General features: G+C 71.9%; 16 protein-coding genes. 5 read left to right on the top strand and 11 right to left on the bottom strand.

Going from position 1 to position 25,207, the window contains the following annotated elements; translation table 11 throughout:
* Window positions 1–57: 57 nt before the first annotated feature.
* The 6 genes from AB0B02_RS11480 to AB0B02_RS11455 form a co-directional block, all read right to left on the bottom strand.
* Window positions 58–876 carry a methyltransferase domain-containing protein gene (locus AB0B02_RS11480; protein ID WP_281942529.1) on the bottom strand — a complete coding sequence of 273 codons (819 nt, stop codon included), beginning with the start codon at window positions 874–876 and terminating at the stop codon, window positions 58–60.
* A gap of 456 nt (window positions 877–1,332) precedes the next feature.
* A complete protein-coding gene (locus tag AB0B02_RS11475; protein WP_281942527.1) occupies window positions 1,333–2,673 on the bottom strand; it encodes an extracellular solute-binding protein in 1,341 nt (446 codons plus the stop codon).
* Window positions 2,674–2,866: 193 nt separating this feature from the next.
* Window positions 2,867–3,304: an SgcJ/EcaC family oxidoreductase gene (locus tag AB0B02_RS11470; protein WP_281942716.1), complete on the bottom strand. Its 438-nt coding sequence runs from the start codon at window positions 3,302–3,304 to the stop codon at window positions 2,867–2,869.
* A 509-nt stretch (window positions 3,305–3,813) separates the two neighbouring features.
* Window positions 3,814–4,902 carry a carboxymuconolactone decarboxylase family protein gene (locus tag AB0B02_RS11465; RefSeq protein ID WP_357299469.1) on the bottom strand — a complete coding sequence of 363 codons (1,089 nt, stop codon included), beginning with the start codon at window positions 4,900–4,902 and terminating at the stop codon, window positions 3,814–3,816.
* 70 nt (window positions 4,903–4,972) lie between these two features.
* Entirely contained in the window at window positions 4,973–6,610 is a 1,638-nt protein-coding gene (locus AB0B02_RS11460; RefSeq protein WP_281942523.1) for a GMC family oxidoreductase, read from the bottom strand.
* Window positions 6,607–7,137 (bottom strand): DUF5987 family protein, encoded by a 531-nt coding sequence (locus AB0B02_RS11455; RefSeq protein ID WP_281942715.1) that lies wholly within the window; start codon window positions 7,135–7,137, stop codon window positions 6,607–6,609. Before AB0B02_RS11455 ends, AB0B02_RS11460 begins: the two co-directional genes overlap by 4 nt.
* A 299-nt stretch (window positions 7,138–7,436) precedes the next feature.
* On the opposite strand from AB0B02_RS11455, the gene AB0B02_RS11450 reads away from it, so the two are divergent.
* A complete protein-coding gene (locus AB0B02_RS11450; RefSeq protein WP_357299466.1) occupies window positions 7,437–7,886 on the top strand; it encodes an SCP2 sterol-binding domain-containing protein in 450 nt (149 codons plus the stop codon).
* 73 nt (window positions 7,887–7,959) lie between these two features.
* On the opposite strand, the gene AB0B02_RS11445 is transcribed toward AB0B02_RS11450, so the two are convergent.
* Window positions 7,960–8,856 (bottom strand): AraC family transcriptional regulator, encoded by an 897-nt coding sequence (locus AB0B02_RS11445; protein ID WP_357299463.1) that lies wholly within the window; start codon window positions 8,854–8,856, stop codon window positions 7,960–7,962.
* Between the two features lie 352 nt (window positions 8,857–9,208).
* Entirely contained in the window at window positions 9,209–10,021 is an 813-nt protein-coding gene (locus AB0B02_RS11440) for a TIGR03084 family metal-binding protein (protein WP_281942519.1), read from the bottom strand.
* 310 nt (window positions 10,022–10,331) lie between these two features.
* On the opposite strand from AB0B02_RS11440, the gene AB0B02_RS11435 reads away from it, so the two are divergent.
* Window positions 10,332–11,411: a carboxymuconolactone decarboxylase family protein gene (locus AB0B02_RS11435; protein WP_357299459.1), complete on the top strand. Its 1,080-nt coding sequence runs from the start codon at window positions 10,332–10,334 to the stop codon at window positions 11,409–11,411.
* Window positions 11,412–11,467: 56 nt separating this feature from the next.
* Window positions 11,468–12,463, top strand: coding sequence for a DUF1702 family protein (locus AB0B02_RS11430; RefSeq protein ID WP_357299456.1), 996 nt, complete (start codon window positions 11,468–11,470; stop codon window positions 12,461–12,463).
* Between the two features lie 464 nt (window positions 12,464–12,927).
* Here AB0B02_RS11430 and AB0B02_RS11425 read toward each other — a convergent pair whose 3' ends face one another.
* Together AB0B02_RS11425 and AB0B02_RS11420 are read right to left on the bottom strand one after the other, a co-directional pair.
* A complete protein-coding gene (locus AB0B02_RS11425; RefSeq protein WP_281942513.1) occupies window positions 12,928–13,725 on the bottom strand; it encodes a hypothetical protein in 798 nt (265 codons plus the stop codon).
* A gap of 106 nt (window positions 13,726–13,831) precedes the next feature.
* Window positions 13,832–15,016, bottom strand: coding sequence for an NAD(P)/FAD-dependent oxidoreductase (locus AB0B02_RS11420; RefSeq protein WP_281942713.1), 1,185 nt, complete (start codon window positions 15,014–15,016; stop codon window positions 13,832–13,834).
* Between the two features lie 774 nt (window positions 15,017–15,790).
* On the opposite strand from AB0B02_RS11420, the gene AB0B02_RS11415 reads away from it, so the two are divergent.
* Window positions 15,791–17,545, top strand: a complete 1,755-nt coding sequence (locus AB0B02_RS11415; protein WP_281942511.1) for a hypothetical protein — start codon at window positions 15,791–15,793, stop codon at window positions 17,543–17,545.
* Window positions 17,546–17,636: 91 nt separating this feature from the next.
* On the opposite strand, the gene AB0B02_RS11410 is transcribed toward AB0B02_RS11415, so the two are convergent.
* Window positions 17,637–19,364: a hypothetical protein gene (locus AB0B02_RS11410; RefSeq protein ID WP_357299452.1), complete on the bottom strand. Its 1,728-nt coding sequence runs from the start codon at window positions 19,362–19,364 to the stop codon at window positions 17,637–17,639.
* An 821-nt stretch (window positions 19,365–20,185) separates the two neighbouring features.
* Here AB0B02_RS11410 and AB0B02_RS11405 point away from each other — a divergent pair.
* On the top strand, window positions 20,186–25,180 hold the full coding sequence (locus AB0B02_RS11405) for an amino acid adenylation domain-containing protein (protein ID WP_357299448.1): 4,995 nt from the start codon (window positions 20,186–20,188) through the stop codon (window positions 25,178–25,180).
* Window positions 25,181–25,207: the final 27 nt, after the last annotated feature.

Genomic DNA, 25,207 nt, shown 5'->3' with positions numbered 1-25,207 from the left:
GCCCGGGATGGTCCAGCGGGGCCGTCGCGGGCCGGCTTCCGCTGGACCAGGACGCGGTCACTCGGGCTTGCGGCCCCAGGCCTGCACGTACAGGTGAGAGATCACGCTGGTGCCGGGATCGGCGAGGTGACTGCTCAACGCCGTGTGCAGCTCGTCGAACTCTTCCCGGGTGATGAGCTCACTCGCGATGAGCCGGTCCCGCAGGTTCTCGGCGAAGTCGGCGAGGACCATCCGCCGCTCGTGTCCGGGCTCGTGGTCGATGTAGACGACGGGCCGCACCTGGACGTCGACGAGGCCGGCGCGGCGGAGCAGGTTGGGCATCCGCCTGCCCACGAACAGGTTGATCTTGTTGAGGTCGGCGTACCGCTGGGAGACCTCCATGAGCCGGGTCCACGACTCGGCGGGCGGGTCGCACACCTGCCCCACCCGGTCGCCCTCGTGGAACGCGACCCAGCCGCCCGGGCGGGCGAGCCGTACCGCCTCGGTGACGATCTCCTCGGGCCGAGGCACGTTGTGCAGGATCAGTCGCTCGGTGACGAGGTCGAAGCTGTCGCCGGGGAGGCCCGTCGCACGCGCGTCGCCGTGGCGCACCTCGACGTTGTCAAGCGTGCGGTCCACCACGAACTTGCGCGCGAGCTCGACCGACTCCGCGTCGCGCTCGACGCCGATGACGGACCCGGTCGGTCCCACCCGTCGGGCCAACTCGTCCAGGCAGCCACGGGGTCCCACGCCGAGCTCCACGACGTGCTTACCGTCGAGCGGACCGACCTGGTCGAACAACCATGCCGCCTCGGACCGGAAGTCCTCCGCCTGCGCCCGCAGGCGATCGTGCTCCGCGCTCCGGTAGCCAAGAAAGTACTGGTCCTCGAGAATCATCGATGCTGACTTCCCTCGTTGGTCGAGGCCGCGCCGCGGCCGGATGGGTGTGGATCCGTTGCTCGGATGTCGACGTGCCCCCGCTCGGCACGCCGGCGCGTCAGGGGCGGGCCGGGCACCATCCACTGTGGTGTCCGTGTCCCAGGGTCCACTCAGGGTGGTGCGACGATCGGTCGCACGCGGGTGGAGAGGCTCCCCAGCGACGTCGTCATTGTGGAAGCTCCTTTCACGGTTTCGACGTGCTATCTCAGTCCAGCCGCAACATCGCCGGCGGGCATCTCCGACCGTGCGGGAATTGTCGAGCGGCGCCGGGGTGGCCGGGTGACATCGCGGCCGCCGGCCGGCCGGCTCCGGTGACCCGGTCGATCGGTGAAAGCGCCGTCGCCACCCTCCGGATATCTGGAAGGTGGCGACTCGTCTGCGATGCTGCCCGGCGGCTGCGACGGTGGCGCGAAATCAGATGCTGACGGTGTAGTCGCGCGGGGTCCGACGCGGCGGCCCGTCGACGTACGCGTGGTAGGCCTCAAGAATCTGCTGAGCCTCCTCGCTCGCCTTGGCGAACGCGACGGCCGGGTCGGCGTCGTCGACCAGGACGTCCTGCATCGCGGAGACCAGCTTGGCGACGATCGCGGCGTGGTCGCCCATGAGGGGTCCGAGCGACGCCGGCGAGCCGTCCGTCTCCGCCGCCTGCTCACTGGCCGGTAGCAGGTTAGGGTTGCGGGCGAACCAGTCCTCGGCGGCGAGTGCGTCGAGCGCCGGCTTGGTGATGGGGATGCGCCAGTGCAGCTTGGCCCATTCCGCGACGTAGCGCGGGCTGTTCAGGTACTGCATGAAGGCCAGCGCGCCGTCCTGCTTCTCCTTGCTGAGACCCGAGGCGAGGAAGAGCGAGAACCCGCCGAGGCTGTTGCCCGCGAAGGGGACCTCGTCGTTGTACGGCATGCGGCCGGCCGCGACGGTGAACCCGTGCCGCTCACCTCGCTGGATCAGGTGGGTGGCGTCGACGGATGACGTGATGAGCAGCGCGATCTCCTGGTTCTCGAACGCCTTGAAGCAACCGAGGAAGTCACCTGCCGTCCCGGTGTAGAGATAGTGGCCGTTCCGGTGGAGGCGTCGCCACCACTCGACGTAGGCCATCATCTCGTCCGAGGCGAGGTTCACCTTCTCCGGCCGCGCCGAACGGCCGTTGTCGTGGTCGGCGATCAGGCCGCCCTGCTGGGCGACGGACTGCAGGAAGAACCAGTAGCAGTTCGGCCAGGCGATGCCGTGCGAGGGCCCGTCGGGGAGTTTCGCCACCGCCTCGCACGCGGCCTCCACCTCGCGCCAGGTGCGCGGGGGCTTGGTCACGCCGGCGCGGTTGAGAATGCTCATGTTGGCGTAGAGCACCAGGGTGGACGCCGTCCGGGGCACGGAGACCAGCTCGCCGGCGTAGCGGAAGAACTCCCGCGCCGTGGGCAGCATGTCGTCGAACATGACCGGTTCGCCGAGGATCTCGGTCCGCCCCGCGATGGCCTGGTCGATGGACGTGAACAGCGGCGTGCCGTCGCTCTTGAGCGTGTCCATCATGGTCCGCGTCAACGTGAAGTGGAATTCCGCGACGTCGGGCGGATTCCCCTCCTCCACGGCTCGGGTCACGGCCTCGGGCATCGTGTAGAAGTCGTGGGGCTTGATTTCGACCAGATATTCCGGGTGCTTCTCGTTGAATTCGCGGGCAGCGGCCACCGCGATGTCCGGCTGATCCGCCATCCGGTAACTGGCGGGATCGCTCAACCACACGCTGATACCGGTCTTCTTGGCCATATGTCAACCCTCCGTCATTATCGTTGTGGGTCAATTCTTATGGTGACGAGAAGTTGGCTCGGGTCAGCGTCCCAGCGGCGCGGCACGGGCCGCAACTTCGACTTTGCGGGGAGCCCGGGGCGGGACGCCGGACGGCAGCGGTCGGCCGAGGGACGTACCGCGCCGGCAGCCGCGACACCCGGGCTCGGTCGTGCTACTCCGGACGGTTGCGCGGGCAGTTCTGGTAGACGGCGAGACGCCACTGGCCGTCGCGCTTCACGACAATCCACGAGGCGCGGATCGCGGCCGTGTCCGGGAGTTCCGTCTCGCCGGCCGGAATGACGCCACCCTGACTGATCAGGGCGACCGCGCCGGGGCCGAGCGGCTTCATGTCGATGGGCTGACCGGTCACCCGGGTGCCCTTGTAGGGGCCCGCGAATCCGGCCGCCATGAACTCCAGGATCTCCGCGCGGCCCTTCTTGTACACGCCGGGCAGGATGAGCGTTCCGTCCTCGACGAACAGATCGGCGAAACCGTCGGCGTCATGCGCCGCCCACGTCTTGATCATGCGGGCGGGGAGGGCGGCGATCTCGGCCTGGTCCGCGTCCTGGTCCGCGGTCTTGGCGCCGGTCGGTGCGGAATTCGTCGTCATGCAGTTCTCGCTTCCATGAGGCCGGTGGCGGCTCGTTCGGCCGTGGCGTGAGGGGTGGGCGTCGGCGTATTCGGGCGCGGACAGCGGCTGCCGACGTAACGACAATCGCACCGCGACCACATCGCTGCATCTTCGGTGTTGCCGCGCCCGATGGCGCCGGTCATCGGCACGGAGCAGGCGATCCGAATCACGTCGGGGGCGGATGGGAATGCGACTTCTGCGCCGACCGTCAGATGGCGGCGCGTTCCTGATCGAACGGCAGTGACGGCGAATGTCCGCACCGGCGGATCCGCCCGGGTACGGGTGTCCCGCCGCGCCGGATCCCGGCCACGGTCCGGCCGCCGGCGTCGACCCGGGACCACCGGGGCCTCGCGGTCCGCGTGCGGCGCGTACGAGGCCGAGGCCGGCCCCCGGTGGCGACCCGGCGTGACGGTGCGATCAGGGCCGCGGGCCGGGCCGCTCCACCGGGCCGGGACCGGCCGGTGACAGGGGGCCGGCCGCCCGGCGGGTCACCGCGGGCTCGGGCCCGAGGCGAGGTCGCGGTGCAGCTCGGCGCCGATCTGCCGGGCTGCCGCGAAGCTCGCCCAGGAGGTCAGCTCGATGATCGCCCGGTCGTCGTGGCCCTGAGCGCGGAAGTCCTCGATGACCGGGTCGGTGACCCGGTAGGACGCGAGCGCGGCCAGCAACGCCAACCGCGCGGCGGGTCGGTCGCTCTCCGGGAGTTCGGCGACCGCCGACTTCCACGGCGCGTCACCGCCGAGCCCGGCCGGCTCGGGCGTCCGGCTGGCCAGCTGAGCCGACACCAACCGGCGGACCCGCTCCGGCACGCTCCGCGCCCCACCGGCGTCGATCGCGGCGGCGACCCGGGCCACCGCGCCGGCGATGTGTGGTGGCCCGGCGGCCCAGGAGAGGTCGGCCGGGAGCGGAGCGTCGGGCAGGAGGTCGGCGGACCGACCGGGGTCGGAGTGCCGGCTCGCCATGCCCCGCATGAGCCGGGCGGTGACCCGCCGGACCACCCGCAGCACCGGGGCGGGAGCCGGCGGCATCGGGGAGTCCTGCAGGAAGACGTTCACCATCCGGTTGATGTAGTGGAACGTGACCGCGACGCCGATCAGCTCCGGCGCCTGCCCGGGTGGGAACGGCGCCGGATGCCGTGCCTGCGCCGACGGGTTCCCGCTGGCCCGGGCCCACCGCGCCAACTCCCGTACGTCCGGGTCGCTGAGGTCGTCGAACCGGTCCCCGGCGACGGCCCACGCGTCGGGTCCACGGAGCAGCCCGGCCAGGGCGGCACCGTGGACCTCGACGCAGTACGGGCACTGGTTGGCCAGCGACACCGCGGCGGCCACCGCCTCCTTGACGGACCGGTCGACCAGGCCCGGGGCGAGCATCGTCTCCCGCAGGATCGACCAGCAGGCGGCGAGCGTGTCGGGTGCGGCGGCGTGCAGCATCACCGGTGGCGCGACCATGCCGAAGTCGGCTTCCATCTGCCGGTACACCCGGGCGGTCAGGCCGGTCGCGGCGCGGAGCGAAACCGGGGCGACGTGGCGGATGTGCGTCACCGACACCCGCCGGGTGGCCCGGGCGAAGAGCGTTACCACAACGGACTTCTTTCCACGTGGTATGGATCGCGGCAAGGTGCCGGCGCACGGTGCGCCGGCACCCTCTCAGCTACGCGGCGCGGGGGACCGCCCGCCGGCTGGCGGTCTCACCCTCGGGTGACGGCGCACCGTAGCGTACCGAAACACCGCGCTCCTGCGCGGCCCGGACGATGCCGGGCATGGCCCGCTCGGCCAGGGCCGCGATCGTCATCGCCGGATTCACCGTCAGCGCGCCGGGCACCGCGGAGCCGTCGGTGACGAAGATCCCCGGATGGTTGCGCAGCTGGTGACCGTCGTCCAGGGCGGAGGTCGCCGGGTCGTCGCCGATCCGGCAGGACGCCAGCGGGTGCACGGTGTACGCACCCACCAGATCGTTGGTCCAGGGCATGACGCGGGCGAGCCCGTCGCGTTCCAGGGTGTCCTTGACCGCGGCGTCGGACAGCGACCAGCCCCGCCACGTGTTGGCGGTCGGGTGGTAGCGGAGCGGCCCGTTGCCGAGCATCTGCTGCGAGAGCCGGTGCGAGTTGCCGGTCTCGGGCGGCGGCCCGAAGACACCCTCGTTGTCGTCCTCGGACATCGTGAAGATGGTGAGCCACGACTGCCAGCGCTGCATCATCTCCTTCTTCTCCACGCCGAACCAGGTCGGGCCGGTGGCGTCGGGCGCCTGGGCCAGGATCGTGCCGAGCCCCGGCGGGAAGTAGAGCTGTTCGAGGGAGAAGCGTTCGTACTCCGGGAGGCTGCCGTCGAGCTGGTCCCAGCTCGCGACGGTGGGTCCCCGGCCGATCTGGTAGGCGGCGTAGGCCTGGCCGCCGTCCCGGGTGAGGCCGAGCACCTCGCGAACCCGGTCCTCGTCGAAGACGGCGGTGTTGAGTCGCTCGCCGTTGCCGGAGAAGTAGCGGCCCACCGCGTGCGGCATCGGGCCCAGTCGCGGCTCGGAGCGCTGCAGGATGACCGGCGTGGCGCCCGCGCCGGCGGCCAGCACGACGATCTTCGCGTCGATGGCGCCCTCGTCGTGCAGGACCCGGTAGTCGAGGTCGTCGACGATCCGGTAGTGCACCCGGTAGCCGCCGTCGTCGTTGCGGGACAGGTACTGGACCTCGTGCATGGGCCGGATCTCGGCGCCGTGCGCGAGCGCGGCCGGGAGGTAGTTCAGCAGCAGCGAGCGCTTCGCGTCGAACCGGCACCCGGCCATCATCCAGTTGCAGTTGGTGCACAGGTCGAGGTCGATCGCGGACGGCGCCGGATTCGCGGTGCGGCCGGCGTGGGCGCAGGCCGCCGCGAAGAGCCCTCCGGCGAACGGCACCTGGTCCCAGGGGGTGAGCCGCACCGGCAGGGCCTCGGCGACCCGGTCGTACCACGGCTCGAGGGTGTCCCGGCTGATGGCGGCCGGCCACATCCGCCGGCCGATGCTGCCCCGGCGTTCGAAGACGAACCGTGGCGCCCGCGGCATGGTGGCGAAGTAGACGACGCTGCCGCCGCCGACGCAGTTGCCGCTGAGCACGCTCATGCCGTCGCCGACCACGAAGTCGAAGATGCGCGTGTAGGACGAGCCGAGCAGGAAGTCGTGGTCGAACTCCTCGGCGGTGAGCCAGGGGCCGCGCTCCAGAACGGTGACGCGCGCGCCGCCGGCCGCGAGATGGTAGGCCGCGATCGCGCCGCCGAAGCCGCTGCCGATCACGAGGACGTCGGTTGACTCGATAGCGGTCACGCTGGGCTGCCCGTCGTGGTGGTGTTCGGATGGATGTCGGCCAGTTGCCGGCCGTAGGAGAACTGGGGAAAGCGCCAGACGCCGTCGGTGTCCGGCCGGAAGTAGCCGATGCTCAGCAGACCCGGATGGCCGGCGGCCATCGCGTCCAGCGTGCCCAGGTGCGCGGCGCTGTCGAAGGCCATGTTGCTGAACAGCGCGAGGGACACCCACATCTGTCGCTCCGGGTGCTCCGGGGCGGTGAGGAGCTGGACGAGTTCCGTGCGGTCGGCGAACGACAACGCCACGAACGGCGGCACGTCGTCGTCGAGCACGAGGTCGCGCTTCTGCGCGTACTCGATGGCGTGGTCGTTGAGGGAAATGGCGAGCGAGTCCAGGGCGGGCGCCAGGCCACCGCCGGGCTGTTCCAGTAGGTCGATAGCGCCCGATGCCACAGCGCCGCCGCCGGTAGCGGCGCCGGCGATGGCGCGGTCGTCGGGCGAACGTTTCTCGCCGGGGACGATCGTGTCGGCGAACGCCTCGATTGTCATTGTGCGCGCCGGATCGGCGTCTAGGGTTTCGGGTTGCACGGCGTCTCTCCCAGTAGGTCGTGCTGCCGTTTGGACGGGATTGCACGCAGTCTCTGGCGGCCGGTGGGCGTGGACCAGAGTGGGCGGTTCCGTTCGCGATGGACCCATCGTGGCGGGGATAAACAGGCTGATGCATCTCCCGCGTTGCGTCGCCGGTGTTATCCGTGGTCACGCAACCTCGGAGTCGGATCATTCGTGACCGATGCACAACAATCGGCAGCAGCACCAGTGCGCACATCGTCTCCCATTGAGGGGTTCCTATGGCTGTAAATGACGCCGATCCGGCCACGATGGATCCGCGTGAGTTCGCCCGGCTGGTCAAGAAGACCCCGACCGCCGAGTTGCGCCAGATGATGCACAGCGAGCGGCGTACGGCCGTCCTCGACGAGCTGTTCAGCAGCATGCCCGGGGTGTTCCGGGCCGACCGGGCGCGCACTCTCGACGCGGTGATTCACTGGGTCATCGGCGACCGGCCCGACGGCGGTACGGACACCTATGAAATGGTGATCGCGAATGGTGCGTGTACATTGTCGCCGGCGCCCCGCGCGGAACCCAGGCTGACCCTGGCGCTCGGTGCGGTGGACTTCCTGAACCTGGTCACCGGAAACGCGCACGCGGTGGCGCTGGTCATGCGCGGCAAGCTGAAGACCAGCGGCGACCTCGCGCTGACCGCCAAGTTCCCGACCCTGTTCGACCCTCCGAAGCCCTGACGCCCGGTCGCTCCGTCGCCGTCGGCGCCCCCGGTGGGATCCGGGGGCGCCGACGGCGTCGCGGTGCCGGGCGTCAGGCGGCGCGGGCGGCGTCGCTCGGCGCGCGGGTGGCCGTGCCGAGGTGTCCGCCGACGCCCCCGTGTTCCGGCCTGTCGGTGGCGGGTTCGCCAGGTGTCGACAGGCCGAACCCGTGCCCCTGCCGGGAGCGCGCCTCGACGATGCGCCGGGCCGTCGACCGGACGTCCTGCAACGCCAGCAGAACCGGCGGGTCGAGCAGCCGGAGCGGACGCAGCGCCAGGTCGGGCAGGGCGACCTCGCCGTCGTCGTGGACCCGGATCGGCCCGTGCCGTAACACGTACGGCCGCACGCCACGGGCGGCGGGCTCGTTGACCACGCCGGGCGGCAGGGCGTGCACCAGGAGGAACCAGGATCCCGGCGGCACCTTGTCCAGCAGGTAGGGCCCCGGTCGTTCGAGCACGGTGCAGCTCACCGGCCGCCCCTGCGGGATCTGCTGCGGGAACAGACCGATGAACGTGTGGCCGAGCGGGATGTCCGGAGCGGAGGAGATGGTGCCGCCGACGGTCGCCGACGGGCCACGCGCCCCGTCGGACCGGTCGTCGACGGCGATCCGCGGCACGAGACCGCCGTACCGCCGGTAGGTCGTCGGCGACACCCCGACGCTGCTGGTGAACCGGGTGCTGAACGTGCCGACGCTGTTGTAGCCGACCCGGTGGCTGATGTCGACGACGTTCAGGGAGGTCGACACGAGGAGCTGCTTGGCCTCCTGTAGCCGCATCGCCGAGAGGAACTTCCTCGGGGACAGGCCGGTGGCCCGCTGGAAGATCCGCGAGAAGTGGAACTTGCTGAACATCGCGGTGCGGGCCAGGTCGTCGATCGTGAGCGGCTCGCCGAGGCGCTCCCGCATCAACCTGATGACCCGGTGGACCGCTTGCTCGATTGCCTTGTCCATGTCGCCTCCCCGGTTCCCCAGGGATCCCGCCCGGGGTAGCGTGCCGCACGACCGCATCGACATGATGAGCGCAAAAATGGTTCGCGGGGCTTCAGAAAAGAGACCGCCACCGTTCGGTGGCGATCTCCCACGGCTGCCTGCCGCCCCACCACTGAGTCTCTGAGCCAATCGGCCGGGGCGCATCTTTAGGATTGCTTTCACGTGCCCTGTAACCGCGTGACCGCTTTCCGGCGGTATGGCCCACAATCGACACGCAGATGCGCTCGCTGGGGCTTTCGGTATAGGCGCACGGCAATGCCGTACGGGTCGACCGGCCCCGGGCCCCGGGGCCGGATGGAAACGACCTCGATGATCAGCCGGCGGTGGCCGGGATGTGGTCGAACTGGCCCGGCCGGCGTCCCGACCCGGCCGGCCCGCGGTACGCCTGCGCGATGTCCAACCAGGACTCGGCGTCCGGACCGGTCGCGGTCACGGCGAGGTCGGCGCGGTGCCGGCGACGGGTCACCAGCAGGCAGAAATCGACCGCGGGGCCGGTGATCCGCTGGGCGGCGTCGTCCGGACCGAACCGCCAGTGCGCGCCCGAGGGCGCGGTGAGGTCGAAGCCGAACTCCACGTCGGGCGGGGTCAGGTCACGCGCGAGGTACCCGAAGTCCCAGACCCGCACCGCGAACGCCACCAGCACCCGCAGCCGGTCGGTGTACGTGCGCCGCACCCCCAGCGCGTCGGCGATGTCCTGGCCGTGCCCGAACAACTCCATCATGCCGGCGGCGGCGAGCACGCCCGGCGGCAGCGGCCGGACCAGCCAGGGCACCGGCTGTTCCGGCGGCGCGGCGGCGAGCGCCTTCTCGGCGGCGGCCCGCACGGCACGCCACTGGCCCAGCAGCACCTCGGGCGGGTCGTCGAGGAAGCGCTGCATGGCGCCCCGCACGTTGGCGTCGAAATCCGGCGTCAGCTTCGCGGCGATCCTGGCGAAGCCCTCCGGGTCGGACGCGGCGGTGCCCGCCAGATGGAACGTGGCCGTGAGGTGGGCGATCTGGTGTCTGATCGTCCACCCGTCGGCGGGGGTGGGCAAGGCCCACTGATCCGGCGTCAGGTTCGCCACCAGGCGGTCGACATCGTCGCCGTCGGCGACCAGTGCGGAGATGATCTGCTCATGGTCGGGCAACAGACAGTCCTTTCTGGATAGCCCGCGCCCTCGGCGTCACGAATGAATTCGGCCTGGACTTGGCGCGGTCCATTTCAGCATGACCGAGCCCGGTCGGCATTCATCTCCGTCGTTGCGGACGTCTCCGTCACCGGAACGCGGAGTCTTCCCGGTTGCGCAATTCCTCGACCGCTGCGCATTTCCGGAGACGTGGTGGCGTGTACGGCGCGCCCATGCTGAGGGCATGGTCACCTATCCGCTTTTCCGATCGGAACCGCCTGCCCCGACCCCGCCGCGGCGCCTCACCGCACCGAGTTCGTGAGACCCGGTCATGGTTGCCAGGCGGGTCATCTCCTCCGTACTCCAGCGGCAGGTCAAGTACATCAGCCCGGTGCCGCCCACGGCCGCCACCGGCCTTGTCGCCGAGGTCTACTCGCAGGCCGCCGACGAGATGCGGGTGGTCATTCCGCCGATCCTCGCGCAGTCCCCGTCGCCGGCGGCGCTGGCCGCCTACTGGATGCTCACCCGCGAGGCGCTCACCGCCACCGGTCGGGTCGACCGCGCCCGCAAGGAGGTCGTCGCGGCGGCGGTGTCGGTGGCCAACACCTGCCCGTACTGCGTCGACATGCACAGCATCGGCCTGTACGACCTGTCCTGCGAACAGACCGCGGAGGCGATCGTCGCCGACCGCGCGGGTGAGGTCCCGGACCCGGGACTGCGTGCCGTGGCCGGCTGGGCGCGGGTCGCGCACCGACCGGACGAGCCGGCCGTGCGGCAGCCGCCGTTCGCCCCGTCCGACCGACCGGAACTCGTCGGTGTCGCGGTCACGTTCCACTACCTGACCCGGGTGGTGAACGTGTTCCTGCCGGGCTTCCTCGTCCCTCGCCGGTTCGGGCCGAACGCCCGCCGCCGGTTCAAGCACGGGCTGAGTCAGGTCCTGAGTCCGCTGTTGCGCGAGACCCGCCTGTCGGGCCGGGCGCTGGCGCTGCTGCACGACGCCCCGCTGCCGGCGGACGCGGCCTGGGCCGAGGGGCACCCGGCGGTGGCCGCGGCGGTGGCGCGTTCCTTCGCGGCGCTGGACGCCGTCGGCGCGCGGGCGCTGTCCCCGGACGTGCGGCACCTGGTCGGCGAGCGCCTGTCGACCTGGCGGGGCGAGGATCCCGGGCTCAGCCGGGAGTGGTGCGAACGGCTGGTCGCCGAGCTGCCCGAGGCGGACCGCGCCGCCGGTCGACTCGCGCTGCTGACCGTCTTCGCGTCGTACCAGGTGGACGAGGACGTGATCACCGAGTTCCGGGCCCGGGAGCCGGGCGACGCCGCGCTGGTGGAGGTCGTCGCGTGGGCGAGTTACGCGGCCGCCAGGCAGGTGGGCGCGTGGCAGGTGACCGCCGGGAGCAACGCACTTCCGGAGTAGCTCTTTCGTGCCGAACACACAAGTCTGTACCGAGATGTTGATGTATGGGAGGGCGCATGCCGACCACGCTTGGATCGCTACGCCGGTTGGTGTTGACACCCCCGCTCCGCGAGGTGACGTTCGAACGCCGCGGGTTCCCGGACGCGTCCTCGTCGGCGGCGAGCCGCCTCGAAGCGATCCCGCAAGCGGTGATCTGCGGCTTCGAGTGGGGGATCGACGCCCGCGACCAGTGGGAGGTGGAGCGGCGGCTCAGCCTCGTCGAGGCGGAGCAGCGGGGGTTCGCCTACGAGGGCGCCACGATGGCGTTCACCGTCCTCGACGCGATGCGGGGGGGACGCGGGCACCGCACCCGTGACCTGCTGCTCGGGCCGGGCCAGCCGCACATCTTCCTGGCCTACATCGGCATCGGCTTCGCGATGGCGAAGCTGCCGCGGGCGCTGTGGAAGCGGATCGTCCCCGACCTCGACGGCACGCCGTACCACCCGACGATGAGCTGGCTCGCGGTCGACGGATACGGCTTCGACCTGGCCTACTTCAAGACCGGGCGGTGGGTCGACGAGCAGCGGGTGCCGCCGTCGTATCCGTTCCAGGGCTGTCCGGACTACTTCCACCGTGCCGTGGACCAGGGCATCGGCCGGGCGCTGTGGTTCATCCACGACGGACGGGTCACCGACGTGGCCACGGCGGTCGGGCGCTTCGCCACCGAACGCCAGGCCGACCTGTGGAGTGGAGTCGGCCTGGCGTCGACGTTCGCCGGCGGTTGCACGGCAGCCGACCTGGCGACGCTACGACGACTGGCCGGGCCGCGGTGGACCGAGGTGGCACAGGGTTCGGTGTTCGCCGCCAAGGCGCGCCACTACTCGGGCACCGTGCCGCCGCACACCGAGGCCGCGATCGCCGCGCTGGCCGGGCTGACCGTCGAGAAGGCCGCGGCGCTCGCCGACGACGTCGCCGTGGCCGAACGGGACGCCGACGGCAGCCCCGCGTACGAGCAGTGGCGTCAGCGGATCCGTGCCGCCGTCGCGGCGTCGACCGCGCACGGCGCGCGCTGAGCCGCCCGTCGGCGGGACCGCCCGGCGCGCCCCCGCGCCGGCCCGCCGGTGGCGCGGTGCGGGTCCGACCGGACGCGTCATCGCGCACGGGCCGCCGGAAACGCGTTCCGCACCGTTGAAGATGTGTCCGCGACATCGGACACCGCACCATTGAGAAGCAGGGCTGGGCGCGGTCGATCGAATTGACGACGACCGCGTTCGGCCCTTCCAACTCAGCGCGGCTGTGGCATTCTCCCGACGGATTTCCGGGAAACCGTGGAGAAGCTGGTCCACGCGGCGACATCGCAGTCGAGGAATGGCGACCCGTCGGAATCCGTCGGATGGCGGGACACACGACGACCTGTGCCGGCCACCGGCCGGCACAGGTCGTGGTGTCGAGCGGGTCCTCGCCCGGGATCGCCCCGGGCGGCGCTGGTCGTGGTGTCGAGCGGGTCCTCGCCCGGGATCGCCCCGGGCGGCGCTGGTCAGCGCGGCTCGACCCGCGTCGCGATGAACTCGGTCAGCTCGGGCTTGATCGGACCGGCCGGCTGGGTCGTCGGCAGCTCCACCACCTGGTAGGCGTCCCGGCTGAGGCCCTTCACCTCGACCGTCGAGGGGGAGTCGGTCAGCGCCGTCACCGTCGCCCGACCGACGGCCTCCGTGCTGGACGTGTCGTTGCGGCCGGCCAGCAGGAAGGCGAGCCAGCCGCGGTACCACACGATCAGGTCGGAGAAGGCCCCCATGGTGCCGCCGAGCCCTCGGCCGGCCGCCAACGCGGTCACCTCGTCCTGGAAGACCTGCTCCATCGCGGCGACGACCGCGGACGGGTCCCCGTCCAGATCCGGGCACGAGCGGGTGGCCGGACCGAACTTCCCGAGGTACTCGTCGAACTTCTCCCGCACGAGCTCGTCGTCGGGCCATCCCGGCTGCACCAGGAGGGCGGTCACCGGCCGGGTGGCCGCCAACAGGCCCGCGACGCGCAGGGCCACCGCCGAGGAGCTGCAGTGCCCGATCACGTACACCCGGCCCTGGTCGGCGCCGGACTTCAGGAACTCGTCCGCGCAGGCCTCGGCCAGCTCCGGCAGCGGAATGTAGAGGCGCTTGCCGCTGAGCGCGCCGATGGGGTCGATCTGGAACACCGGCCGGCCCGGCAGGCGCTCGCTGAGCATCTCGCTCAGACGCGGCGCCATGGACAGCGCCTGGAAGTCGGCCACCAGGATGGGATCGGCGTCGCCGGGACTGAGCCGTCGCAGCACCGGTTCGTCGAGGTCTGAACGGGTCATGTCATCCTTATCCGCTCGGGTCATCGCGCGCCGCTCACGGCCGTCGTCGGGTGCCGACGCGCTGATTCTTGTCGGACAACTGCGGTCTCGGGTCCGCGCCCGCCGCTCACAGCCGGGCGAGCAGATCCCTGGTGAACAGGTCCTCCGGCGAGAGGATGCCCGCGACCACGCTGAAGTAGCGCTCGGTGAGTTCCGGGGAGTCCTGGACGGCGCGCAGGAGGCTGAGCAGGTGGGGGTCGGGGTCGAGGCGGGCGGTGACGAGGTTGGTGTGGTAGGTCGGTTTCATCTGGGTGTCCCGGGCGCTGGCGAAGCGGGCCAGGGCGGCCTGCTGGCGGACCGGGTCGTTGATCGTGGCCGACGGGTCGTCGCCGCTGGTGAGTTCGGCGGCGAGCAGCTCCGACTGGTGGAACGCGTCGGTGATGCCGTGCGCGTTGATGGAGTCCTTGTGGTGGCCGGCGTCGCCGACGAGGGCCCAGCCGGGGCCGTGCGCCTGGCGGAAGAAGTTGCGTTGGTCGCCGGTCCCGTAGAGGCGCTCGGCCATGGTCGCCTCGGCGAGGCGCTCCCAGAGGGGCGGCGCGGTGGCCTGGATGTTCGCCAGGTAGGCGGCCTTGGGATCGCGCCGTACCTGCGCGAACTGCTCCTGGGGCAGGTAGGAGGCGATCAGGGTGAGGTCGTCGTGGGTGCCGACCGCGGCGACCCAGCCGCCGGTGCGTTCGTAGATCTCGAAGTGGGCCGGAATCCCGGACCAGTAGGTGAAGTAGACACAGGTGAGGTTGGGATGTTCGGCGTAGTGGGGCGCGTCGACGAACTTGGCGACGGTGGACCGCATCCCGTCGGCGCCGATGACCAGGTTGGCCCGTTCGGTCGTCTCGGCGCCGTTCGCGGTGCGCAGCCGGACGCCGGTCACCCGGCCGTCCTCGGTGGTGAGGCCGGTGACCAGCGTCTGTTCCCGGACCTCGACGCCGGCTTCCGCGGCGGCTTCGGCGAGGATGGGGTCGAGGACGTATCGACGGGGAGCGAAGGCGCCGACCACACCCGGTAGCGTCGGCGCCGGCCCGCGCAGGTAGACGTCGGCCACGCGGTAGCTGACCGTGGTCAGCGGTGGGCAGCCGGTCTGCCGTATCCGGTCGAGCAGGCCCCAGCGGGCGAGCCGTTCGACCCCGGACTGGTGGATGTACAAGGTGGACAGCGTGTCGCTCGGGTATTTGGCACGTTCCAGCAGGAGCACCCGGTGTCCCGCTCGGGCGAGCAGGAGCGCCGTTGTGGCACCCGCACAACGCGCCCCCACCACAATGGCGTCATAGGTCACCACTCCATCGTCGGGCCGGTCACCGGCCCGACCAACTCTGCTCGTGCCCGACCTGCCGCCGGCTGTCGCCCCGATCCGGAGGTCGAACCGGGCCGAAGCGGCGCGCAGCGGGCGGTGCCGGCGTATCCGGTGCCGGGTGGGTGACGCGCACTGCCGGCCCGGCTCACCGGCGGTGGCGACCGACTCGACGAGGCGCATGGCGGCGGTTGACGGCCGCCGACCGTGGCTGTCTCGAACGTTTTGCCACTGCTTGGTGGTCAATGGCCAGTTAGGAATGGTCGACGACTTTCGACCGGGACAATTGATCTCCGCGTTCTGTCGGCAATCGTCATTACCTTGACTCAACTTTCGGCGATGATAATATCGTCTACGCTCTATGCGCCGGACGGGACTACGCAAGACGTCCCGTCGAATGTCGTCTCATCGGACTGCGATCACCCTGGACGGGAACGTGCACCCACATTCGCCGCCGCCGGATGTCGGCGTCGGACAGGCCAGCTTCGACGCCACGACCTGATCATCGTGCTCGACGGCACCACCTGCCCGAGCAGTTCGCCTTCGACACGCACGAACTCCGGACCGGCCTCATCGGCGGCGGGAGTTCGACATGCCCCGGTGCGGCCCGACGGGCACCGGGTGCGGTACGCGCAACACGGGTGGTCGCTCGTACGACCCGCTGTACCTCGCCGGCATTCCGGCCGGTCAAGTGGACCTCCGATCCAACTCACCGCCGACTTGTCCTGACAGGAGCAAGCCATGTGGAGACAGCACGTGCCGAGACTGCACATCCCTCGTGTCGCCGGCCTCGCGGCGGCGCTGGTCCTGGTGGCCAGCACGGGCCTGGTCGCGGCGCCCGGCAGCACGGCCTTCGCCGTCACGCAGGTGTCCTCGAGCGTGCAGGGCTCGGACCACCGGACGTACACCGCCACCAACCACCTCACGGCGGCGGCGTTTCGCGGCGGTCCCCGTGAGTGGCTGCTGGCCTGGGCCGGTGCGGCGGACGCGTCGAACCCGGCGGCCAAGGACTTCATCGCCGTCATCGACGCGACGCGGGGCTCGCGGACGTACGGGCAGGTGGTCAACACCGTGACGTTGAGTCCGCAACGTCAGAACGAGCCGCACCACATGCAGTACATCTGGCACAAGGGCCAGCGGATCTTCGCCGCGAGCATCCTGAGCGACACCGCCTACGTGTTCGACTCGCGGAGCCTGCCGGTGCTTCGCCTCACCGGTGTGAACCTCCCCGTCGACACGCCGTGCGGCTCCGCGCCGGACGCGTTCTGGTCCCTGCGCGACGGCACCGCCTACGCCACCTACCTCGGCGGCCCCGACATCGCCGGGCCCTGCCGCTACACCAACGGCCAGGTCCGCGTCGGCAACGGCGCCAACGGCTCGCCCGGCCAGGTGGTCCGGATGTCGGCCGACGGGCGCACGCTGGCCGAGATCCCGATGGCGCTGCCGAACGGCGAGGACCCGGCGATCTGCCACAACCGGCCGAGCATCACGCCGGCGACGTGCGCCAACCCGCACGGGCTCCAGGTCCGCGAGGACCTCAACGTGCTGGTCGCGAGCGACTTCGCCGAGCTCAGGAGCTTCCTCGAACCCTCCGATGTGGAGACCGACCCGCTTCTGCTGCGGACCAGCATCCGGGTCCTGGACATCACCAACCGGAACAATCCGAAGCTGCGCTCGGTGTCGTACCTGCCCGACGGGCCGCGCGTGGACGACTCGATCGCCGTCAACGAGAACCGCATGGTGATGGAGAACGCGCTCACCAACCAGCGCCGGCACCGGGGCGCCTTCGCCTCCACGATGGCCGGCGGGTCGATCTTCTACACCCCCGACATCACCAGTCGTTCGCCGAAGTGGCGGGAGATCTTCGACGACACGGCGGCGTACCGCAGGTTCGACCCGACCGGCGTGCTCACCGGGTCGAACGCCGGCGGTAGCTGGTTGCAGGTCACCCCCGACGACCGGTTCCTGATCCACACGGTCATGGGCACCGACCCGCGGTTGCCGCGCGACGTCACCAGCGGCATGGTCTTCGTGCTCGACATCCAGAAACTCCTCGCGTCCGGGGCCAACCCCGCGTGCAACATCGACACGATCGAGGAGGTCGCCGCCGGCGGGGCGGAGTCCGACTGTCCCGCCCTGACCAGTGTCGTGCCGGTCGCCGACAAGGTGACGCCGAACATCGGCGTCGGGCCGCACTGGGGCAGCCAGGACATGTTCACCCGGGACCGGAACGGCTTCTACCGGGAGGCCGACCACATCGAGCGGGTCGCCACCTCGAACTACTTCGTCGCCAAGACCGGCCTCGACGGTGACCACCGCATCTGCATGTTCAACTTCGACCGCGCCGGCGTCCTGTCCCCGGACACCGCGTTCCGGGACGAGCAGACGCACCAGTCGTGTGTGAGCTTCAACCGCCAGGACTGGCCGCACGGCAGCGTCGGCGTGGCCCGCCCGCACGGCGTGCTCTTCGTGGTCAGCGACAAGGTCCTCCGCTGACCGGGTAGCAACGCCGGACAGACAGTCAACCGGACGAGGCGCAGCGACCGCTGCGCCTCGTCCGCCGTCCGGGTGTCGCGCGGGGTGTCGGTCAGGGCAACTGGCCGCTCACCGCCGTGACGGTGCCGTGGGGCACCCAGGTGGTGCTCTGGTGGTCGTGGCCACCGGCGCCCGGAACGAACAGTTGGCTCGCCGCGTAGAGGCGCAGCGGCCCGGCGGGCACGGCGCGCTGGCGCATCCACGTCAGGTACCCGGCTCCGCTCGGCGGTTCGAGCGGGAAGAGTTCGGAGAGCTCGGTCAGGTACGCCGTCGGGGCGTCGTCGCGCACATCGAAGCGCAGCGGCAGCAGCGGACCGCTCGGGATGGCCAGCAGCGGCCCGGTGAGCAGCCACGGCGCCAGGTAGGTGCCCTGCGCGGGCAACCGGTCGGCCGCCACCGCACGGAGCGTCGTCTCGGCCGTCGCCCATCCGGACACCACCAGCAGCGGGTGGTCGCCGGGGTCGGTGACGCGGAGTTTCTCGGCGGCAGCGGCGGCCTCGACGAGCTGCCGGGCCGCGACGCCCCGGGGCGAGTCGTCGGACCTGACGGAGATCGCGGTGACGCCGCGCCCCGCGATGAAGGACACCATCGCCCGCAGCGCGTCGGCGTCCTCGGTGGTCAGCTCCTGGGCCGGACAGGCCGCCAGGGGTCGCCCGGCGCCGGCGAGCACGGCACCCAGGCTCGCGCTGGCGCACTCGGGGCCGTCAGGGGTGGTCACGTCCGGGCCGGGGCCGGCCCGGCCCGTGTCGACGGCGAGGGATGCGGTGGCGCCGCCGTGGGCGAGCCAGAGCCGGCTGCGGCCGGCCGGCAGCCGGACCAGCCCCCACGATCCGGTGGTGCCGGGCCGGGCGCCCGTCGCGGCCAGCCGGCCCGGGTCGAGGCCGACCCGCACGTCGTCGGCGCCGACGTGGACGAGGTTCCAGCCCGGGCGCTGCGGGGTGACGAGCACGGGCAACCGGTGGCCGGCGGCGTCGACCTGCCGCACCATCGGGATCCCGACGTCGGCCGGCGCGGGCGGCAGTGGGACACCGACCAGCCCGACGCCCGCCACCAGCGCGGCTGCCGCCGTCACCGCCTGGAGCCGGCGCGACGCGGGCCCGATCGTCACGGCCACGGCGGCGAGCCCGAAGTAGGCGACGCTGAGCCAGCCGAACGTGAACCACAGCAGCGTGGCGTCCAGCCGCACCTCGCCGCGCACGCAGTACGCCGTGGCGACGCCGGCGGTGACCAACGCCGCCCCGGTGGCCACCGGGCCCAACGCGACCGGGCCGGCGCCACGGCGACCGGCGAGCATCGCGGAGATCGCGCCCACACAGCACATCGCGGCCAGGAGCCCGGCGGCGGTGAGTGCCCGGGCCGGGGATCCCTCCGGCACGGCCTGCAGGACGCGACCCGCGCCGATGACCGCGCCGAGCGCGAGCGCCGCCCGGGGGCGGGTCACCAGCCAGGGCAGGGTCAACGTCCCGAGCGCGAGGAGGATCGAGGGCACCACCGCGGTGCCGCACGCCTGGATCGCGCCGATGTCCGCGACGGCGGCGACGACCGCGGCGACTGAGGTCCGCGACCGCTCCGCCCGGCCGCCGCCCCAGGCCGTCGCCACGGCCGCCGCGGTGGCCAGCAGGCTCAGGCAGCGGATGACGACCGCGAGGCCACCGCTCGGGGCCACGCCGGCCGGGGCCTCGTGATCGTGCGCCTGCGCCCAGGCCGGGGCGGTGCTGGTTGCCACCGCCACGGCGGCCAGGACGGCCACCGTCCCGGCGTGGTGGACGCGGGTCCTCATCGGACGGACTGACTGCTGACGACGCGGCGCACGCTGATCGACACCGGCGACTCCAGTCCCAGGCAGTTACGACGGTCAATCACCTACCGCACCATAGACAACGCGGTCACGGAATTCCATGTCGTCCGTCGGCGGCGCCGGTGGGGCGGTGGGCGTCCGGGGCGGGCCCGGACCGGTCCGGGTGGCGCCGGCCGGCCCGTCGACCACCGCCCGCGCGCGGTCGCGGGCCCGCCGAGTGGCGCCGCCGGCGGTCGGGGCGTACGGCCGTGTGCCGGCGGACGCGCCGCCGATCCCGTTCACCGTCGTATTCAGCGGCAGCCGCGCCGGCCTGACGATTCGAGCCGGAAAATGGAGCACCGCGAGTCACCGCGTCTCTCGGAACACCATTTGGGCGCCGTGTCACGACACCGCTCACGCGCGTCTTCTATTGTCGAGGGCAATGGCGGACATGGGCGTCCGATGGCTGGCCGGGGCGCATCGGTGATGACATGTCGCAGGCCGGTACGCATACCGCGGCGCTGACCGTCGGACCTGCCAGGATGTGGGTCGCTGCGGACAAAACGACGGGCGAGCACTCCCGGAGATGCGCCGCCGGAAACAGAGTGTGATCCTGGGTCATCGACCGGTGTGAGCGAGCGATGTCCTTTACCTGGTTCTCGTGATAACGAGAACCAGCGCCGCTTGCCTCAGGTGCGGAGCAGAGCATCGGACCGCCATATGGCTCAACAGTCCAATCAAAGTCGAGCGTGAGTGGAGCAGCCGTGACAACGCGCGTCAGTGATCAGGAAACGCCGGATTCTGCTGCTCCGGCGGAGGAGCTCTTGGGTGAGTTGTTCGCGGCGCAGGCAGCCCGGACCCCCACCGCGGTGGCGGTGGTGTCCGGGAACGTGTCGCTGTCCTATGCGGAGCTGGACGCGAGGTCGAACCGGCTGGCCCGGTACCTGGCCGCGCGCGGCGCCGGGCCGGGCCGGCTGGTCGCGGTGGCGACCGAACGGTCCGCGGAGATGATCGTCGCGGTCCTGGGGGTGCTCAAGTCCGGCGCGGCCTACCTGCCGATCGACCCGGCCAACCCCGCCGACCGGATCGCGTTCATGCTCGCCGACGCCGCCCCCGCCGCCATCCTCACCTCGCGCGCCCTGGCCACCACCGCGCCGGGCGCGGCGTCGGACGGCGGACAGCCGGGCGTGCGCGACGGGCTGACGATCATGCTGGACGACCCGGCGGTGCAGGCCGAGGTGGCCGCGCTGCCCGACACCGCGGTGTCCGACGCGGACCGCGTCGCGCCGCTGCGGCCCGGGCACCCGGCGTACGTGATCTACACGTCGGGCTCGACTGGCCGGCCCAAGGGCGTCACGGTGGAGCACCACTCCGCGGCGTGGTTCGTGTCGTGGGCGGCGTCGACGTTCGGCGCGGACCGGTTCCGCCGGGTGCTGGCGTCCACGTCGTTGAGCTTCGACGTGTCGGTGTTCGAAGTGTTCGGACCGCTGGCCTGCGGCGGGTGTGTCGAGGTGGTGCAGGACGTGCTGGTGCTCGCGCGGGGCGGCTGGTCGGGCAGCCTGATCAGCACCGCCCCGTCGGCGATGGCGGGGGTGCTCGCCGCCGCGGAGACGTCCGCGACCGCGCAGACGGTCGTGCTGGCGGGCGAGGCGCTGACCGGGCCGGTGCTGCGGGCCGTGCGGGCGGCGGTGCCCGGCGCCCAGGTGATCAACGCGTACGGCCCGACCGAGGCCACGGTGTACGCCACCGCCACCACCGGGGACCTGGCGGCCGGGCCCGAGCGGGACGACCGCCCGGTGCCGATCGGCCGGCCGCTGCCGGGCGCGCAGGTGTACGTGCTGGACGACCGGCTGCGGCCGGTCCCGATGGGGGGAACCGGCGAGCTGTACCTCGCCGGCGCGGGGCTGGCGCGGGGCTACCTGAACCGGCCGGCGTTGACGGCGGACCGGTTCGTGGCGTGCCCGTTCGGCACGGGGGAGCGGATGTACCGCACCGGGGACCTGGTCCGGTGGGCCAACGACGGCCAACTGGAGTTCCTCGGACGCGCCGACGACCAGGTGAAGATCCGGGGACTGCGGATCGAGCCGGGTGAGATCGAGGCGGTGCTCGCCGCGCAGCCCGGAGTGGGCCGCGCGGTGGTGGTGATGCGGGAGGACCGCCCCGGCGACCCGCGGCTGGTCGGCTACGTGGTGCCCCGGCCCGGCGGTCAGGTGGATCCGGCGGCGCTGCGGCAGGAGGCGGCCCGCAAGCTGCCGGGATACATGGTGCCGGCCGCGGTGATGGTGATGGACACGCTGCCGCTGACGGTGAGCGGGAAGCTGGACCGGCTGTCCCTGCCGGCGCCCGACTTCGGCGCCGCCGCCGGTGGTCAGGAACCCACCACCCCGCAGGAGGCGGTGCTGGGTGAGCTGTTCGCGCAGGTGCTGGGCGTCGACCGGGTCGGCGTCGAGGACAACTTCTTCGACCTGGGCGGTCACTCGCTGATGGTGACGCGGTTGATCAGCCGGGTGCGCTCGGCGCTCGGCGTGGAGCTGGACATCCGGACGGTGTTCGAGAATCCGACGGTCCAGTCGCTGGCCCGGTCGCTCGGGGAGGCGACCGGCGCGCGTACGCCGTTGACCCGGGTGGTGGACCGGCCGGAGCGGCTGCCGTTGTCGTTCGCGCAGCAGCGGTTGTGGTTCATGAACGAGTACGACGGCCCGAGCCCGTTGTTCAACGTGCCGTTCGCGTGGCGGCTGCGGGGCGGGCTGGACGCGGAGACGCTGATGGCCGCGCTGCGGGACGTGGTGGGCCGGCACGAGGCGCTGCGTACCGTCTTCGCGGTCGCCGACGGCCAGCCGTACCAGCGGGTGGTGGACGCCGCGGTCGCGGTGCCGCAGGTGACCATGGCGGTGGCCGACGAGGCCAGCCTGCCGGGCCTGCTGGAGCAGGCCGTGCGGTACGTCTTCGACCTGGCCGGCGAGCTGCCGGTGCGCGCGTGGCTGTTCCGGACCGGGCCCACCGAGCACGTGCTGGTGCTGGTGATGCACCACACCGCCAGCGACGCCTGGTCGGCCGAGGTGCTGGTACGGGACCTGAGCGAGGCGTACCGGGCACGGCTGGCGGGGCAGGCGCCGGAGTGGGCGCCGCTGCCGGTGCAGTACGCCGACTACACGCTGTGGCAGCGCCGGCTGCTCGGCGAGGACCGCCACTCCGACGGCGTGCTGGCGCGGCAGCTCGATTTCTGGCGCTCCGCGCTGGCGGGGTTGCCCGACCAGCTCGACCTGCCGGCCGACCGGCTGCGCCCGCCGCAGCCGTCGCATCGTGGCGGCCTGGTCGAGCTGGAGCTGGACGCCGGGTTGCACCGCGGTCTCGAGGAGGTGGCACGCGCCAACCGGGTGACGGTGTTCATGGTGTTGCAGGCCGGGCTGGCCATGCTGCTGTCGCGCTCCGGGGCGGGCACCGACATCCCGATCGGCACGATGGTGGCCGGCCGCACCGACGAGGCGCTCCACGATCTGGTCGGGTTCTTCGGCAACACGCTGGTGCTGCGGGTGGACCTGTCCGGGGACCCGAACTTCAGCGAGCTGCTGGGCCGGGTGCGGGAGCTGGACCTGACCGCGTTCGCCAACCAGGACGTGCCGTTCGAGCGCCTCGTGGAGGAGCTCAACCCGGTCCGGTCCGCCTCACGGCACCCGCTGTTCCAGGTGATGCTCACCATCGACGACGACACCAGCCAGCAGTGGCAGGTGCCGGGCCTTCAGGCGCGGGCCGAGTCGCTGGCCGGTGAGACGGCCAAGTTCGACCTCAGCATGTTCTTCCGCCCGGAGTACGAAGCCGACGGCTCACCGGCCGGGATCCGCTACTCGTTCGAGTACGCCCGGGACCTGTTCGACGAGTCGACGGTGCACGCCCTCGGCGGCCGGTTGGCGCGACTGCTGGACCAGGCCGCCGCCGAGCCGACCCGGCGGATCAGCGAGCTGGACCTGCTGACGCCGGCCGAGCGGGAGCTGGTGCTGCACCGGTGGAACGACACCGCCCTCGAGGTGGAGGCGGCGACGGTGCCCGGGGTGTTCGCGACCCAGGTGGCCCGGGACCCGGAGGCGGTCGCGGTGGTCGACAGCCGGACGAGCCTGACCTTCCGGGAGCTGGACGAGCGGTCCAGCCGGCTGGCGGCGTTGCTCGTGGACGCGGGCGTCACCGCCGAGTCGCGGGTCCTCGTCGTGATGCGGCGGTCGTCGCAGCTGTGGGTGGCGCTGCTGGCGGTCCTGAAGGCGGGCGGCGTGTACGTGCCCGTCAACGTGAGCTGGCCGGAGTCGCGGATCGCGTTCGTGGCCGGCGACGTGGGCAGCGTGGCGGTGCTGTGCGACGAGGAGCTGACGGAACTCGCCGAGCGGGTGCGCCCGGACGGGGCGCCGATCCTGTTGGCGACCGCCGGGGACGCCGCCACCGGGGCGCGGGAGGACTTCCGGGACGCGGAGATCCACCCGGACCAGTTGGCGTACGTGATCTTCACGTCCGGGTCGACCGGGGTGCCCAAGGGCGTCGCGGTGACCCACCAGGACGTGGTGGACATGGTGCGGGATCCGGGGTGGCCGGAGGGCGTGCACGAACGGATGCTGGTGCACTCGCCGCACTCGTACGACATCTCGACGTACGAGCTGTGGATCGCGCTGCTGCGCGGCGGCACGCACGTGGCGGCGCCGCCGGAGGAGATGAGCATCTCCCGCCTGGCGGAGGTGATCGCCTGGGCGGCCCCGACGGCCATGTGGCTCACGTCGGCGCTGTTCGACGCGGTGGCGGCGGAGCAGCCGTCGGCGCTCGCCGGGCTGCGGATGGTGGTGGTCGGCGGCGACGCGGTGTCCGGCACCGCGGTGCGGCGGGTGGTCGAGCGGTGTCCGGGCGTGCTGATGGTGAACGGGTACGGGCCGAGCGAGTCGACCACGTTCACGACGTTGCACGCGATGACCGAGTTCTCGGACGAGCAGGCGGCGCAGCCGGTGCCGATCGGCGGCCCGATGGCCAACATGCGGCTGTACGTGCTCGACGGCAGCCTGCGGCCGGTGCCGGTGGGCGTGACGGGTGAGCTGTACATCGCCGGCGCGGGCATGGCGCGCGGGTACATGAACCGACGCGGGTTGACCGCCGAGCGGTTCGTGGCCTGCCCGTTCGAGACGGGCGAGCGGATGTACCGCACCGGCGACCTGGTCCGGTGGAACGCCGACGGCCTGCTGGTGTTCGTGGGACGCGTCGACCTGCAGGTGAAGATCCGGGGCTTCCGGGTCGAGCCGGGCGAGATCGAGGCGGTGCTCGTCGCGCAGCCGGAGGTGGGCCAGGCCGCGGTGGTGGCCCGGGAGGACCGTCCCGGTGACCGGCGGCTCGTGGCGTACGTGGTCCCGACGCCCGGTGGTCGGGTGGACCCGGCGGCGGCCCGGCAGGAGATCGCGCGGACGCTGCCGGAGTTCATGGTCCCGTCGGCGGTGGTGGTGATGGATGCGTTGCCGCTGACGGTGAACGGGAAGCTGGACCGGCGTGCGTTGCCGGTGCCGGACTACAGCGCGGTGGCCAGCGGCCAGGCGCCGGGCACGGCGCGCGAGTCGGTGCTGTGCGACCTGTTCGCCCAGTCCCTGGGCGTCGACCGGGTCGGGGTCGACGACAACTTCTTCGACCTGGGCGGCCACTCCCTGCTCGCCGCCATCCTGCTGGCCCGGCTGGAGGACCAGCTCGACATCAAGATCGGGCTGAAGGCGTTCCTCGCCAACCCCTCCGTCAAGGGCGTCACCAGCTACGTGTCGTCGGCCGACGCGCCGGAGCCCAGCGCCCCCGTCAACGCGGTCTGAACGCGGAAACGCACCGGGCCTGGTGGA

Source organism: Micromonospora sp. NPDC049240 (assembly GCF_040647835.1).
In the GTDB taxonomy this organism is placed as follows: domain Bacteria; phylum Actinomycetota; class Actinomycetes; order Mycobacteriales; family Micromonosporaceae; genus Micromonospora.
Note: the sequence above shows the minus strand (reverse complement) of the source record. Positions and strands in the feature narration are given on the sequence as shown.

Excerpts from the sequence above, each read along its gene's own strand:
- AB0B02_RS11430 (WP_357299456.1), top strand. The coding sequence starts at position 11,468 with ATGCCGACCACGCTTGGATCGCTACGCCGGTTGGTGTTGACACCCCCG.
- AB0B02_RS11425 (WP_281942513.1), bottom strand. The coding sequence starts at position 13,725 with ATGACCCGTTCAGACCTCGACGAACCGGTGCTGCGACGGCTCAGTCCC.
- AB0B02_RS11435 (WP_357299459.1), top strand. The coding sequence starts at position 10,332 with ATGGTTGCCAGGCGGGTCATCTCCTCCGTACTCCAGCGGCAGGTCAAG.
- AB0B02_RS11415 (WP_281942511.1), top strand. The coding sequence starts at position 15,791 with ATGTGGAGACAGCACGTGCCGAGACTGCACATCCCTCGTGTCGCCGGC.
- AB0B02_RS11450 (WP_357299466.1), top strand. The coding sequence starts at position 7,437 with ATGGCTGTAAATGACGCCGATCCGGCCACGATGGATCCGCGTGAGTTC.
- AB0B02_RS11455 (WP_281942715.1), bottom strand. The coding sequence starts at position 7,137 with ATGACAATCGAGGCGTTCGCCGACACGATCGTCCCCGGCGAGAAACGT.
- AB0B02_RS11475 (WP_281942527.1), bottom strand. The coding sequence starts at position 2,673 with ATGGCCAAGAAGACCGGTATCAGCGTGTGGTTGAGCGATCCCGCCAGT.
- AB0B02_RS11410 (WP_357299452.1), bottom strand. The coding sequence starts at position 19,364 with ATGAGGACCCGCGTCCACCACGCCGGGACGGTGGCCGTCCTGGCCGCC.
- AB0B02_RS11470 (WP_281942716.1), bottom strand. The coding sequence starts at position 3,304 with ATGACGACGAATTCCGCACCGACCGGCGCCAAGACCGCGGACCAGGAC.
- AB0B02_RS11480 (WP_281942529.1), bottom strand. The coding sequence starts at position 876 with ATGATTCTCGAGGACCAGTACTTTCTTGGCTACCGGAGCGCGGAGCAC.
- AB0B02_RS11445 (WP_357299463.1), bottom strand. The coding sequence starts at position 8,856 with ATGGACAAGGCAATCGAGCAAGCGGTCCACCGGGTCATCAGGTTGATG.